Origin of the sequence: Bacteroides sp. AF34-31BH, from assembly GCF_003602795.1 — a bacterium.
In the GTDB taxonomy this organism is placed as follows: Bacteria; Bacteroidota; Bacteroidia; order Bacteroidales; family Bacteroidaceae; genus Bacteroides; species Bacteroides uniformis.
Map to the genome: position 1 here is coordinate 1 of NZ_QTLV01000017.1, position 14,858 is coordinate 14,858.

The 14,858-nt window shown below is 42.2% G+C and carries 11 protein-coding genes and 2 pseudogenes; 8 read left to right on the forward strand and 5 right to left on the reverse strand.

Features of this window, described 5'->3' with window-relative positions; translation table 11 throughout:
* Both fucI and DWZ67_RS18705 read right to left on the reverse strand, forming a co-directional pair.
* Window positions 1–434, reverse strand: a pseudogene (gene fucI / locus DWZ67_RS18700) (L-fucose isomerase); the annotation flags it as partial.
* 77 nt (window positions 435–511) lie between these two features.
* On the reverse strand, window positions 512–1,516 hold the full coding sequence (locus DWZ67_RS18705; protein WP_005824684.1) for a LacI family DNA-binding transcriptional regulator: 1,005 nt from the start codon (window positions 1,514–1,516) through the stop codon (window positions 512–514).
* Between the two features lie 230 nt (window positions 1,517–1,746).
* On the opposite strand from DWZ67_RS18705, the gene DWZ67_RS18710 reads away from it, so the two are divergent.
* Both DWZ67_RS18710 and DWZ67_RS18715 read left to right on the forward strand, forming a co-directional pair.
* Window positions 1,747–2,811: a hypothetical protein gene (locus DWZ67_RS18710; RefSeq protein WP_005824685.1), complete on the forward strand. Its 1,065-nt coding sequence runs from the start codon at window positions 1,747–1,749 to the stop codon at window positions 2,809–2,811.
* 261 nt (window positions 2,812–3,072) lie between these two features.
* Window positions 3,073–4,179, forward strand: a pseudogene (locus DWZ67_RS18715) (IS4 family transposase); the annotation flags it as partial.
* Window positions 4,180–4,270: 91 nt separating this feature from the next.
* On the opposite strand, the gene DWZ67_RS18720 reads toward DWZ67_RS18715, so the two are convergent.
* The gene (locus DWZ67_RS18720; RefSeq protein ID WP_120139486.1) at window positions 4,271–5,149 is read right to left on the reverse strand and encodes a DMT family transporter; all 879 of its coding nucleotides are present in this window, start codon (window positions 5,147–5,149) and stop codon (window positions 4,271–4,273) included.
* A 526-nt stretch (window positions 5,150–5,675) separates the two neighbouring features.
* Here DWZ67_RS18720 and leuS point away from each other — a divergent pair.
* Genes leuS through DWZ67_RS18735 form a run of 3 tightly spaced genes read left to right on the forward strand, consistent with a single transcriptional unit; the run spans window position 5,676 to window position 10,037 of the window.
* A complete protein-coding gene (gene leuS, locus DWZ67_RS18725; RefSeq protein ID WP_120139487.1) occupies window positions 5,676–8,513 on the forward strand; it encodes a leucine--tRNA ligase in 2,838 nt (945 codons plus the stop codon).
* A gap of 5 nt (window positions 8,514–8,518) precedes the next feature.
* Window positions 8,519–9,421, forward strand: coding sequence for a YitT family protein (locus DWZ67_RS18730; RefSeq protein WP_005825197.1), 903 nt, complete (start codon window positions 8,519–8,521; stop codon window positions 9,419–9,421).
* A gap of 37 nt (window positions 9,422–9,458) precedes the next feature.
* Window positions 9,459–10,037 (forward strand): non-canonical purine NTP diphosphatase, encoded by a 579-nt coding sequence (locus DWZ67_RS18735; RefSeq protein WP_120139488.1) that lies wholly within the window; start codon window positions 9,459–9,461, stop codon window positions 10,035–10,037.
* Window positions 10,038–10,130: 93 nt separating this feature from the next.
* Here DWZ67_RS18735 and nadA read toward each other — a convergent pair whose 3' ends face one another.
* Window positions 10,131–11,069: a quinolinate synthase NadA gene (gene nadA / locus DWZ67_RS18740; RefSeq protein WP_005825202.1), complete on the reverse strand. Its 939-nt coding sequence runs from the start codon at window positions 11,067–11,069 to the stop codon at window positions 10,131–10,133.
* 464 nt (window positions 11,070–11,533) lie between these two features.
* Here nadA and DWZ67_RS18745 point away from each other — a divergent pair, with 464 nt between their 5' ends.
* From DWZ67_RS18745 to DWZ67_RS18755, 3 genes are all read left to right on the forward strand, one after another.
* Window positions 11,534–12,061 carry an RNA methyltransferase gene (locus DWZ67_RS18745; RefSeq protein ID WP_005833966.1) on the forward strand — a complete coding sequence of 176 codons (528 nt, stop codon included), beginning with the start codon at window positions 11,534–11,536 and terminating at the stop codon, window positions 12,059–12,061.
* 323 nt (window positions 12,062–12,384) lie between these two features.
* Window positions 12,385–13,347 carry a YitT family protein gene (locus DWZ67_RS18750; RefSeq protein ID WP_005825206.1) on the forward strand — a complete coding sequence of 321 codons (963 nt, stop codon included), beginning with the start codon at window positions 12,385–12,387 and terminating at the stop codon, window positions 13,345–13,347.
* Window positions 13,348–13,476: 129 nt separating this feature from the next.
* A complete protein-coding gene (locus DWZ67_RS18755; protein WP_009037514.1) occupies window positions 13,477–14,217 on the forward strand; it encodes a DUF5131 family protein in 741 nt (246 codons plus the stop codon).
* Here the strand turns inward: DWZ67_RS18755 and DWZ67_RS18760 are convergent.
* The gene (locus DWZ67_RS18760; protein WP_005833968.1) at window positions 14,212–14,844 is read right to left on the reverse strand and encodes a DUF4294 domain-containing protein; all 633 of its coding nucleotides are present in this window, start codon (window positions 14,842–14,844) and stop codon (window positions 14,212–14,214) included. The two genes, DWZ67_RS18755 and DWZ67_RS18760, sit on opposite strands and share 6 nt — an antisense overlap.
* Window positions 14,845–14,858 lie beyond the last annotated feature (14 nt).

Genomic DNA, 14,858 nt, shown 5'->3' on the forward strand with positions numbered 1-14,858 from the left:
CGTCCGTAAATGCCAAAAGTAGGCAATCCCTTCTGTGTATGGCTTGCCAATGCTGAAGCCAGGTAAACCGCACCCGGACGTTCTGTACCATTAAAGCCCCAGATGGCTTTTGGCATTTCTCCGTCCATATCAATAGTTTCGAATCCATAACACCAGCAAGGAGTTACAGAAAGTACAACACCGACTCCACTATTACGGAATTTTTCAGCCGCCATGGCAGCTTCAGCCACTCCACCAATAGTTGTATCTGCAATGACGCACTCTACGGAAGTGCCGTCACTATGACGTAAGACAGAAGAATAAAGCTCGGCCACTTTATGGGCCATGCCCATAGTCATATCCTCCAATGACTCACGGATACCTCCACGGCGACCGTCAATAATAGGTCTGATACCAATTTTCGGCTTTCCACCGATTAATCTTGAATTTCTCATGGTTCAACTGATTTTATTGAGATTAATATAAAAATTAACTAAATCGATTAAGCTATCATGTAAAAAAAACAGCTCTCCTAAGGAGCCATTTCAATAAATTCTCCCTCGGCAAGCACAGACTGCACTGTATTACCGTTAATAATGATATCTATCAGTATTTCAAGTGCTTTCTGTACTAAAACATCTATAGGCTGCTGAATATAGGATATAGGGGCATCAAAAAAGTCAAATACCGGATTACCGTCAAAACCCACTAAACCTATTTTACCAATAATTCCCTCTCCCATGTCCTTTATTGTATATAAACAAGCCAATGAAATCATGTTGGTGGCAAAAAGAAAAGCGTCTACACCGCCATCAATCATTTTAGGCAACAAACGGTCTGCGGACTTTCTGGGAGCATCCTGCCTCAAAAAGACCACGTTAGCCAAGTTTCTCTTACCGGCTTCATCCATAGCCTTTTTATAACCACGGATACGCTCTTTCATATGGATAAGGTTGACATCATAAGCCACCATACAAGGAGCGTTATAGCCTGCATTCAAAAGATGTTTGGTTGATATATAGGAAGCATTGAAGTTATTCAACGCCACATAGCTGACATTGATTTCCGGAAAATAGCGGTCGAACAAAACAATAGGGATATTATTGTTCACAAGTGAAGCGATGGATTTCTCAGAATTGTCACAAGGAACAATGATGAGTCCATCTACCCCTTTATTAATAAGGTTACTAACAACACGGGTCATCTTATCCTTATCCTCATCTGAACTTCCAAAAAGTACGGTATATCCCCGTTTGGTTGCCTCATCTTCCAATACACGCGCTAATTGAGAAAAAAATGGGTTGGAAATATCAGAAACCACTAATCCTATTGTTTTTGTTTTGCCACTACGAAGACTTTTGGCCGCAAGATTAGGCTGGTAGTTCATTTCATTGGCAATTTTCAATATGCGTTGGGCAGTTTCTTCTCCCACGCGATACTCTTTCTTTTTCCCATTCAAAACGAACGAAACCAATGCTGTTGAAACGCCTGCAGCTTCAGCAATATCCTTCAGCGATATTTTTTTTAGTGACGACATATATTTGTGTAACGTTTTTGCTATATAATAGTATTATACTTTTAGGTTACCTCTTGAATCAGTAGCACTTATCGTATTCTCACGATGCAAATATAAACATAAAAATTAAATCTGCAAATTATTTTGCTAATTCGTTATAACATTTTTATATTTGCAGTACCAAATCATGCTAAAAACGATATGAACTACCATAAACGACACATAAAAATTAATTTTAAACTTTTAAAATCATGAAAACCAAGATTCTATTTACACTTTTATTCTTTGCATGCAGAATACACTACCTTTATGGACAGACTAACCTACAAATAGCTCCGGAAACTTTAGCAACTCCGGAAAAAAATGGAATATGGTTACAACCTGCTCAAAATACAAAAGCACAACCCATTTGGGGATTTGCAAATGGTATCCGAATAGGAATTGCTCCATTAGGAGGTCCACGTGGGCTAATTCGTATCTATACACCTTATTTAGAACATGATGAATTTGTTGTTACCAATTTCATTGCTTTTGAACCAATTGATAAAGCAAAAAATAATAGGGGGCTCTCAGAATTGGAATGGAGTCAACTTGATAATGTTCGTGGAAAACGTTTTTGGAGTGGGAATACTCCTGAAGCTCCCTCATTCCCAAATCAATATTATCCAGCTCACGGAGTAATAGCAAAGGAAAATGGAGTTGAAACACTTACTGTGTATTTCTTTTGTGAAACTTTTGATAATGGTGCGGATATCTATGTCCGGACTAAATTCACAGAAGGAAAGCCTTATGAGTTTGAATTAACTACGTATACCACGGAAGAGTCAGATGAGCTAAATCGTTTTATACTCACAGCTACTATGGGAAACAAAGCAAGACTTAGGACATTACATCTCGCAGATGGTAAAACGAAAGAAGCCGGCCAATTATGGCCGAGCTATAAAGATTCTAATTTCACAGAACATAACCATACTCCAGTGGCAGAAATGATAAAAGATAAAAATGGAGGTGTATGGTTTATAGCGTCACCTGATGAGAAAGACCCTACAAAAGCTGTATATGCTGAAGATACACATACACATTGGAAATATACTGGTAAAAAAGCAACGCAATATTGGTATTGTTCCAATCCAAGTAATGAGTTAGAAGGAGTTGTGAATGGTCGTTATACTTATTGGGCAAGTAAATCTCCGATACCTGGTGGTATCGCTTATGAGAACTTTGAACTGACTGAACCATTTCAGTCTGGTCAAAGCTATATTTTTGGTATCACACCTCTTTCACCGGAAGAATTAATAAACCACATTATGAAATAAGAACGGACTACTTTTTGGGTAGAACTTCTTTTCCTCCTTATTTATCCCCTCTTTTGTTCTTAATTTATAGAACAGAAAAGGATAAAAGGTGGATAAAAATAAGAAAAGGATAAATTACAAAACTTACTAAATAGCTTATTACTCTAATGAGAGCAGCAGAAAATAGATACTCTATTTCTACTGTTCTCATTTTTTATATATATACAACTTTTCATAGTATAAAATCTCAAAACAATCTTTTAAAGTCAACTTAAGAGATACTTCTTAACTATTGTTGGGGTCTTCCTTCCGGCGAAGTTCTCAAAGCATTTCACTTGCTGGAACCAGTTGCTATCTTTGATGTTTGGCCAACTCTCGAATCGTGAGAGTCTGAGAGATTTGATTGTCGCTCTTGATGCTCATCATTCTAAATGTTATCATCTGGGGATGGGCAGAAATGTTTCAAGATCATCCTTGGCTAGAGCCAACGGGGACAGGGACTATCACATCTTTGAGGCGTATGCTTACTACTTGGTAAACGAAGCAAGACAAAAGCGTGTTACCGACATCTTCAAACTCGGTGGAAACGTTTACGCCTTTGATTCAACAACCATTGATTTATGCCTCTCCGTATTCTGGTGGGCTAAATTCCGTAAGAAGAAGGGTGGTATCAAAGTGCATACATTATATGATGTGGAAACGCAGATACCTGCATCCTTTCACATTATCGAAGCTTCCGTGCATGATTCAAAGGCGATGAATGAAATTCCCTATGAATCTGGCTCCTATTATATCTTTGACCGTGCTTACAACAACTTCAAGATGTTGTATCGGATTCATCAGATAGGTGCTTACTTCGTTGTCAGAGTCAAGAAAAATCTTCAATACATGCCTATCAAGTGGAAGCACAGGTTACCTAAAAACGTATTTTCAGATATGACTATTGGATTGACGGGCTTTTATCCCAAACAATACTATCCCGAACCTCTTCGCTTGGTTAGATATTGGGATGAAGAACAAAAACGTGAGTTTGTTTTTTTAACGAATGCAACACACATTTCTGCCCTTCAAGTTGCTGAACTTTACAAAAAACGATGACAAGTGGAACTGTTTTTCAAATGGCTGAAGCAGCACCTCAAAATCAAAAAGTTTTGAGGTACTACCGAGAATGCCGTTCGGATACAAATCTACGCTGCTATATGCACCTACTGCCTGGTCGCAATTGTTCAACACGACATGCAACTGGATAGGAGCACGTACGAAATTCTTCAAATATTGAGCATCTAGTTGACAGATAAAACGCCTCTTCGAGACCTCTTTGACAAAACTAAATTGCAAAATGACAAAGAACGATTTGGACCAAATGGACCAAGTTTATTTGATTTTTAATAACGTCCCAATTTTAATGGGACACTAATGTTCAATTGCCATTTATAAAAAATCTGCGATTTACAAGAATTTCAAAGGACTATTCTATTCATCACCTTTTTCCCGCCCAATAAACTCCCCCCAATATCAGCACCGCCCCCATCAGAGCAACCATCGTCAGCCGTTCTCCCAACAGAAAAGCAGAACCTATCAGCGTGAAGAGAGGATTCAGATAAATATAGTTGGAAGCTCTTATTGTTCCTAATTGTTTCAATATTACATTCCAGACTACAAAGCAAATCAAGGAAGCCAATACACCCAGGAAAAGTAAATTGAACAGAATAGCCGGCTCGAGAAGACGAGCAATGTCGAACTGCCAGGGATGAACCAGAAATGCAGGAAGAATAGTCAATACTCCATAAAAAAATATCTTACGGGTAATGAAAGTTATACCATAACGGTTGGACATTTTCCTCATTATTAAACTATAGAATGCCCAGGAAAAAGCTGCAAGCAAAGTAAGGAAATCACCTAAAGGAGAAATCTTCAATACAAAACTACCATTATAAACCACCAATGCCACACCAACCAATGCCAGCAAAGAACCAGCCATCAATCCACGGGTGGCCTTCTCCTTTTTATAAACCCACAAAGAAAGAATGGTGGTGAGTAACGGAGCCGTACAGACAATAAACGACACATTCGTCGCCAATGTAATCTCCAAAGCTGTATTTTCTGTAAAAAAGTAGAATGAACCGCCTGTCATGCCTCCTAAAAACATCCAAAATTCATCTTTCCAATTGTCGGCAAACAGTTTTCGGGGAGAAATAAGCCAAATGCCCATATAAGCTATCAGGAAACGAAGCAAGAATATTTCCTGCGGAGAAAGACCGTGCCCAATCAATACTTTCGTTGAAATAAAGGTCAGCCCCCAAATACCTACCGTAAGGACGGCAACAAGATGATAAGTATAATTTTTCATTGCGTTCATACACTTCCGACAAGTCGCACAAATATACGTACTTTCTTTTTTCAATACAATGAAACCAACCATAAATAATGTTCAGGGAGGATTTACTAAAACTCGAAGGAAGATTTACTAAATCTTTCCTCCCGTTTTAGTAAATCTTTAAACCCCTTATTAGAAGCCTATTGAACGAACTCTCATTTATCGGCAGAATAATAAACAACAATCTGCCGAATACACAGACAAAAAACACAAAGGATGAAATCTTCCCAGACTTCATCCTTCGCTATATCCTAAAAATCTTTTAGTAAATATCCTATTGAATTAATTTAGCTATTATTTGTATTACAAACAAAAAATTAGTTTTAAAAGCACATCACAAATGTAAGTAATAAAAAGTGAATTATCAAGTCTTTGCCATTGTTTTTTATGTTACTTCGCTACAAATCTGAAAATAAACCCGTAACTTTGCACCGATATTAACCGAATACTAACCGGTTTTAACCATTGAATAAACAATGTTTTCAACAAAATATTAATAAGTACCACTATGGAATACAATTTCAGGGAAATTGAAAAGAAATGGCAGAAAAGGTGGGTGGAAAACAAAACCTACCAAGTGACGGAAGACGAAACGAAGAAAAAATTCTATGTACTGAACATGTTCCCCTACCCCTCCGGTGCGGGATTGCATGTAGGTCATCCGCTGGGATATATTGCTTCGGATATTTACGCCCGCTACAAACGACTGCAAGGTTTCAATGTACTGAATCCCATGGGATATGACGCTTACGGACTTCCAGCAGAACAATATGCCATACAAACGGGACAGCACCCTGCAATTACGACCGTCAACAATATCAACCGATACCGTGAACAGTTGGATAAGATAGGTTTCTCTTTCGACTGGAACCGCGAAATCCGTACCTGCGAACCGGAATATTACCATTGGACCCAATGGGCATTCCAAAAGATGTTCAACAGCTACTACTGCAACGATGAAAAGCAGGCACGTCCCATCCAGGAACTGATTGAAGCATTCAGCCAAACCGGTACCGAAGGAATAAACGTGGCTTGCAGCGAAGAACTGAGTTTCACCGCCGCAGAGTGGAATGCCAAGAGCGAAAAGGAACAACAGGAAATCCTGATGAACTACCGTATAGCCTATCTGGGCGAGACGATGGTAAACTGGTGCCCTCAGCTGGGAACCGTACTTGCCAACGATGAAGTGGTGGACGGCGTAAGCGAACGAGGCGGCTTCCCCGTCATTCAAAAGAAGATGCGTCAATGGTGTCTCCGTGTATCTGCCTATGCACAACGCTTGCTGGACGGACTCGATACCATCGACTGGACCGAATCCCTGAAAGAAACCCAAAAGAACTGGATAGGACGCAGCGAAGGCGCTGAAATAGAATTCAAGGTAAAAGACAGCGATTTGGAATTCACTATCTTCACCACCCGTGCAGATACCATGTTCGGCGTCACCTTCATGGTATTGGCTCCCGAAAGCGAACTGGTACAGCAACTTACCACCGACACACAGAAAGATGAAGTAAACGCTTATCTGGAACGCACCAAGAAACGTACCGAACGCGAACGTATTGCCGACCGTAGCGTTACCGGTGTATTCTCCGGAAGCTATGCCATCAATCCCTTTACCGGTGAGGCAGTTCCCATCTGGATAAGCGACTATGTACTTGCCGGATACGGTACGGGTGCCATCATGGCTGTGCCTGCGCACGACAGCCGTGACTATGCTTTTGCCAAGCACTTCGGTCTCGAAATTCGTCCGTTGGTAGAAGGCTGCGATGTAAGCGAAGAGAGCTTCGATGCCAAGGAAGGCATTGTATGCAACTCTCCACGCGAAGGCGTTACTCCCTATTGCGACCTCTCACTGAACGGGCTGACCATCAAGGAAGCGATTGCCGCTACCAAGAAATATGTGAAAGAGCATAACTTGGGACGTGTAAAGGTGAACTTCCGTCTGCGCGATGCCATCTTCTCACGCCAGCGCTATTGGGGCGAGCCGTTCCCGGTTTACTACAAGGACAACATGCCTTACATGATTGACGAGAGCGCCCTGCCCTTGGAACTGCCCGAAGTAGCCAAATTCCTGCCTACCGAAACCGGTGAACCTCCATTGGGACATGCCGCAAAATGGGCTTGGGATACCGTAAACAAATGCGTCGTAGAAAACGAAAAGATAGACAACATCACCATCTTCCCGCTGGAACTCAATACTATGCCCGGATTTGCCGGTTCAAGCGCCTATTATCTGCGCTACATGGACCCACACAACAACCAGGCACTTGTAGACAAGAAAACGGATGAGTACTGGCACAATGTAGACCTTTACGTAGGCGGTACCGAACATGCCACCGGTCACTTGATATACTCCCGTTTCTGGAATAAGTTCCTGTACGACCTCGGCATTTCCGTAGCCGAAGAACCGTTCCAAAAGCTGGTGAACCAGGGCATGATTCAAGGACGGAGCAACTTCGTCTATCGCATCAAAGATACCAATACATTCGTGTCCCTGAATCTGAAAGACCAGTACGACACTACCCCACTCCACGTGGATGTGAATATCGTATCCAATGATGTTCTGGACCTTGAAGCCTTCAAGGCATGGCGTCCAGAATACGAAACTGCCGAGTTTATTCTGGAAGACGGCAAGTACATCTGCGGATGGGCTGTGGAAAAGATGAGTAAATCCATGTTCAACGTTGTCAATCCCGATATGATTGTCGACAAATACGGTGCCGACACTCTCCGCATGTACGAAATGTTCCTCGGCCCGGTAGAACAATCAAAGCCGTGGGATACAAACGGAATAGACGGTGTGCACCGCTTCATCAAGAAGTTCTGGTCACTGTTCTACGACCGCAACGACAATTATCTGGTAACGGATGAACCTGCCACCAAGGAAGAACTGAAATCCCTCCATAAACTGATTAAGAAAGTGACGGGAGACATCGAGCAATTCTCTTACAACACAAGTATCAGTGCCTTTATGATTTGTGTAAACGAGCTGTTCGGAATGAAATGCAGCAAGAAGGAAATCCTGAACCAGTTTATCATCGTTCTGGCTCCCTTTGCTCCGCATGTATGCGAAGAGTTGTGGGAGACACTGGGCAATGCAGGCTCCGTATGCGATGCCAAGTGGCCGGTATGCAACGAAGAATACCTGGTGGAAGATACGGTCAACTATACGGTTTCCTTCAACGGAAAAGCACGGTTCAACATGGAGTTCCCGGCAGATGCGGCATCGGATGCCATCCAGACTGCTGTATTGGCCGACGAACGTTCTGAAAAATGGATGGAAGGCAAGTCCATCGTCAAAGTAATCGTAGTGCCGAAGAAGATTGTGAACATCGTTGTCAAATAACAGATATGCAAATTACAAAACCAACCAAAGCGGAAGTGACGAGAGAGCTGAAGGATTATATCTTCATCACTCTGGGACTCATCAGCTATGCACTGGGATGGGCGGCATTCCTCATTCCCTATCAGATTACGACCGGAGGTACTACCGGTATCGGTGCCATCATCTATTATGCCACCGGATTTCCCATCCAGTGGTCATACTTCATCATCAATGCCGTACTGATGACTTTTGCCATCAAGATACTCGGACCGAAGTTCAGTATCAAGACTACGTTTGCCATCTTCGGACTCACTTTCTTCTTATGGTTTTTTCAGTTGCTGGTGAACGGTTCAGACGGCGTCCCTCCCCAACTGCTGGGCGAAGGACAAGACTTCATGGCTTGCCTGATAGGTGCGGCAATGTGCGGTGCCGGACTGGGTATCGTGTTCAACTGCAACGGCAGCACGGGAGGTACGGACATCATTGCAGCCATCATCCATAAATACAAGGATGTCACGCTGGGACGCATGATTATGGCTTGCGACTTCATCATCATCAGTTCCTGTTATGTGGTATTCCATGACTGGCGACGTGTGATATTTGGTTTTGTAACTTTGTTTGTTATCGGATTTGTACTGGATTACATAGTCAACAGTGCCCGGCAATCCGTTCAATTCTTTATTTTCTCCAAAGAATATGAAAAGATTGCCGACCGCATCACCAAAGAAACCCATCGCGGTGTAACGGTACTCGACGGTATCGGCTGGTACAGTAAACACAACGTGAAGGTACTGGTCGTCCTTGCCTACAAACGCCAATCGGTAGAAATATTCCGGATGGTGAAAGATATAGACCCGAACGCTTTCATTTCCCAAAGTTCCGTCATCGGTGTATACGGAGAAGGTTTCGACCGGTTGAAAGTGAAATAGGGACTTGTATAAGCCACAAGTATAAGGAGAACATAATATGAGAAAGAAATTTGTATTTGCCACCAACAATTCACACAAACTGGAAGAAGTGACTGCCATTTTGGGAGAGAAGGTCGAACTTCTCAGCATGAAGGATATCAAATGCGATACTGACATTCCGGAAACTGCAGACACACTTGAAGGAAATGCTTTGCTGAAAGCAAAATATATCTTCGATAACTATCATCTGGATTGTTTTGCCGATGATACCGGTTTGGAAGTGGAGGCCCTTGGTGGGGCACCGGGTGTATATTCCGCCCGTTATGCCGGCGATGCACACAATTCGGAAGCAAACATGAAGAAGTTGCTGAAAGATATGGAGGGCATCGAGAACCGTAAGGCACAATTCCGTACCGTATTTGCACTTATCATCGACGGAAAGGAACATCTGTTTGAAGGCATCGTGAAAGGAGAAATCACGAAAAACAGAAAAGGCGCTTCAGGCTTCGGTTACGATCCCATATTCATTCCCGAAGGATATACGCAGACTTTTGCAGAAATGGGGAATGAACTGAAGAATAAAATCAGTCACCGGGCATTGGCCACTAACAAGTTGTGTAAGTTCTTAATGAGATAATGTTTTTAATGTGCTGATATGCTAATGTGCCAATGTGCTAATTGGCTGCGCTGTCACGCCGAAAGGTCATTGGCACATTGGCATATCAGCACATTATAACCCCAGTTGAGCCGATATTTCCAACATCCTCTTAATCGGTTTCACTGCTTTTTCTGCAATCTCAGCATCCACCTTTATTTCCGGTGATTCGTTTTTCAAACAATCATAAAGCTTTTCCAGTGTATTCAGCCGCATGTAACTGCATTCATTGCAGGCACAAGTGCTGTCGTTGGGAGGAGCCGGAATAAATGTTGTCTGCGGGCATTGTTTCTGCATCTCGTGCAGGATACCGCTTTCGGTAGCTACAATGTAGCTCTTTTCGGGATGTGCCACTGCGTACTTCAGCAAAGCTGCCGTAGAGCCTACCACATCAGCCAGTTTCAAGACTGTACTCTTGCATTCGGGATGTGCCAGTACCACCGCATCGGGATGCTGCCGTTTTATTTCAACAATCTTTTCAACCGAGAATTCCTCGTGTACATGGCATGCGCCATCCCATAATAACATATTTCTTCCGGTAATGGAGTTGATATAATTACCCAAGTTCCGGTCCGGGCCAAAGATTATTTTCTCATCTTTGGGGAAGCTTTCCACAATCTGCTTTGCATTGGTAGAAGTTACCACCACATCGGTCACCGCCTTTACGGCAGCCGTTGTGTTCACATAGGATATCACCGTATATCCGGGATGCTCTTTGACAAACTGACTGAATTTGTCTGCCGGACAACTGTCTGCCAACGAACAGCCTGCCGCCATATCGGGCACCAGTACCTTCTTGTCGGGACAAAGCACCTTCGCCGTTTCTCCCATGAAGTGCACACCGCACATCACGATGATGTCCGCCTCCGTTCGGGCCGCCCATTGCGCCAAAGCCAGACTGTCGCCCACGTAATCGGCTATATCTTGTATTTCACCTTTCTGGTAGTAGTGCCCCAGAATGATTGCGTTCTTCTCCTTCTTCAGCTGCTTGATAGCTTCTATAAGATTATCCATAATTATATTTTTTAATTTCTCTTTCTTCTTTAAAAATCCTTTGATAGTAATGATAGGCTGTTAACAGTGTGGACAAATAAATACGATTTTTCTTGCCTATGAAGTTATTAGTATCAAGCTGAATTTTACTCTTATGCTTATAAACCGGGGTTTTTAAGTTTATCCGTTGATAATAAGACTTCTGCTAAACAGCATTAACATGTTGTTAATAATATGCAAAGTTAATAACTTTAGAGTTATAAACCGATGAAACCAGGCTGAAAAATATGTTGAATGAAGCCTGGAAAATTCTCCTTAACTTTTTTGGTTTGTTCGTTTCACTGCTGTAATATGCAGACCTTTGAATAATGCAAGGATTATTTTTAAAATTGTTTCCCTATTGTATTGACACCTTTTCAACGGTTATTAACCGGGATATAAACGGAAAAAAGTATCTTTGCAGGGAGATTTAAAAGTATATTGTCATGCGTAAACTGAAGATAACTGAACTGAATCGTATTAGTGTAGAGGAATTTAAGGAAGCCGAAAAACTGCCTTTGGTAGTGGTATTGGATAATATCCGCAGTCTCCATAATATAGGTTCCGTTTTCCGTACTTCGGATGCTTTCCGCATCGAGTGCATTTATCTTTGTGGCATTACAGCTACCCCACCCCATCCGGAGATGCATAAAACAGCTTTGGGAGCGGAATTTACCGTAGATTGGAAATATGTTGATAACTCTGTTGAAGCTGTTGATAACCTAAAATCCGAGGGATACATCGTTTATTCTGTAGAGCAGGCGGAAGGTAGTGTGATGCTGGACGAACTGGTGCTGGACAAGACTAAAAAGTATGCTGTGGTAATGGGAAATGAAGTGAAGGGTGTTCAACAAGAAGTGATTGACCATTCGCACGGTTGCATTGAAATTCCTCAATACGGCACAAAGCATTCGTTGAATGTATCGGTTACGGCGGGTATTGTTATTTGGGATTTATTCAAGAAACTGAGATAATAACAGGGCTGTTAATAAGCTGTCAATATATCGGGTTTGTTGGAGCTATAGATCGAACACGGTGCATCTATAGATCCAGCGTGTTGCATCTATAGATCCAATAAACTAGTTCTATATAGGTATGATGAGAGATTTTATGAACAGTGGTTGATTATAAAAATCAACCACTTTATTCATTGTAAATTAATGCTTTATCTCCTACTTTATCCTTTTTGTTAACCATGTATTCAACACATATCGGTTGTATGTGGAAAACTTGCTGTACAGTTGGTGTCTTTTCTTATTTTTTGTATATTTGCTGAATATATATAAATCATATCGATATGAAAAAGATAATATCTTCATGGATAGGCATTTTTGTAGGTTGTACTATTCTGGCAGCAGGTTTTGTTTACTTTATCAATCCTTATAATCTTGTTCCTGGCGGGGTGTATGGAGCTAGTATTGTGCTTCATAATCTGTTCCCTTCTATTCAGGTAGGTACTTTCGGTTATATGTTTGATATTCCTTTGCTTATCATTTCCGTGCTGGTACTGGGAGCAAAATTGGGAGCACGTACTATCGTGGCGGCACTATTCACTCCGCTTGCCATGAATGTGCTGTCTCTCCTCTCCTATCCTTCTGAAGAAGCGCTCCATCAGTTGGACCCTACACAGTTGCTGGGTGGCAGTCTGAATATGTCCGACCATTTGATGCTGACTTCTGTGATTGGTGCGGTGGTTATCGGTATAGGCTGTGGTATTGTAGTGCGTAGCCGGGCTACTACAGGAGGTACGGATATTGTGGCGATGATATTGCAGAAATATTGCCATATACGTTTTTCAAAGGCGATACTGCTGGTAGATGGTATTGTGGTGGGATTCGGCCTATTGGTTATCGGTTTCGGTATCGGAAATCCGGATGATGCTACACAACCTTCGTGGCATTTGTCTTTCTATTCACTGATAGCTATTTTTGTCACTTCGAGGGTATTGGCCTATGTGATAAATGGGGAGAAGAATGACAAGATACTGTTTGTCATCAGTGATATGCGCCTTACCGCTTTGCACGACTATATTCTTAAAGATTTGGACCGTACAGCCACTTGCATCAAGAGTAGTGGTCTTTATACCAATGTAGACAAGGAAATGCTGTTTCTTGTGGTGAGTTACAAGGAAGTGGTAGGTATCAAGCAGAAGATAAGGGAAGTAGACCCAAAGGCTTTTGTAGTGGTTACCGATGCTTATGATGCATTTGGTGAAGGTTGGAAAGAGCTTCCGATGGCAGGAGAGGTACAACCCGAATAGGTAGTAATAAACAATTGTTCATTCTATTATTAACTGAATATATAGCTTAATATCAATTGTTTAATAACTAATTATTTGTGTTGCTAACATAGTTTTCAACATGGTGTTAACGATAAGTTTTTTGTTTGAATGAACGGTATTGTTGCGAAGTCGATGATGTGGAACTTATGGCATGGTTGCCATAAATTGAGTGCAGGTTGTAAGCATTGTTATGTTTATCGTGGTGATGCCCGGCGAGAGGTGGACAGTTCGGTGGTGGTGCGGACAAAAAACTTTGACCTGCCTTTGCGTAAAAAGCGTAACGGAGAATTCAAGATACCACCTGGAACATTTGTCTACACCTGCTTTACTTCCGATTTCTTTGTGGAAGATGCTGACAAATGGCGGGCCGAAGCATGGGAGATGATTCGTTGTCGCAGTGACCTGCATTTTATGATGATTACCAAGCGTATAGACCGTTTTTCTGACTGTCTGCCCGATGATTGGGGAGACGGATATGATAATGTAACCATCTGCTGTACGGTTGAAAACCAGGCTTGCGCCGATTATCGCTTGCCCATTTATAAGAGGGCTCCCATAAAGCATAAGATAATAATCTGTGAACCGCTGCTGGAAAGGATAGATTTAAGTACTTATGCTGTTGGCGAATGGATTGAACAGATAGTTGCAGGGGGAGAATCCGGTTACGAAGCCCGCCCTTGTGATTTTGAATGGGTGATGGACCTTCGCAGAATTTGTGTGGAAAATAAAGTGGACTTCTGGTTCAAGCAGACCGGTTCTAAGTTCGTCAAAGACGGAAAGACATATAATGTGAAACGCCAATTTCAACATTCGCAGGCACGCAAGGCGGGAATAAACATCAGTTTATAATTGTCCGCTTTCTACCATCAATATCACCCGTTCGGTCAATGCATCGTCTCCCATAGGGTCGTATTGCTTCTTTAGACTGGCGCCGAAGAGTGCGGCAAAAGTCTGGTAGAAACCGGCTTTGAAAGGGCCCATAAAAGCTTTTACCAGTTCATATCCGGTGGAGTTGGTCTGTCGGTCTACCAGTTTTATTAACAGTTTGCCTTGGGCAAAGGTAAGTTTCTTCATGCGGGGAGTGTATTGCTCCTTCAAGCTTTTCTCTACTGCTTTCATGTGTTTCTGGCGGGCTTTCTCGGTGGGCAGGGTCATCATGTATTCGTAGGTTTCAATGATGGCACGGTTAATCTCCTTGGAGATGGGAAGTACCTTCTTTACGTCACGAATGAGTTTGTAGTACTTGTTCATGTCGCGCTTGTTCTTGAATTTAAGCGGCTTGAAGATGTAGACAGTGGGGAGCTTGACATAAGGGATGGTATCTCCTTCGTAAACGCACATGGGAGTAAGATAGACACTCTTTTGCGCAGCAGACTGTGGTTGCTGCTGTGCAAAGCATTTCAGGCTTCCGAGAGAAAGAAACATGATGAGTATTACTATGTTAAGCCTTGCGTTCATGTTGCAAAAGTACACCATTCTGTGTAATGTTG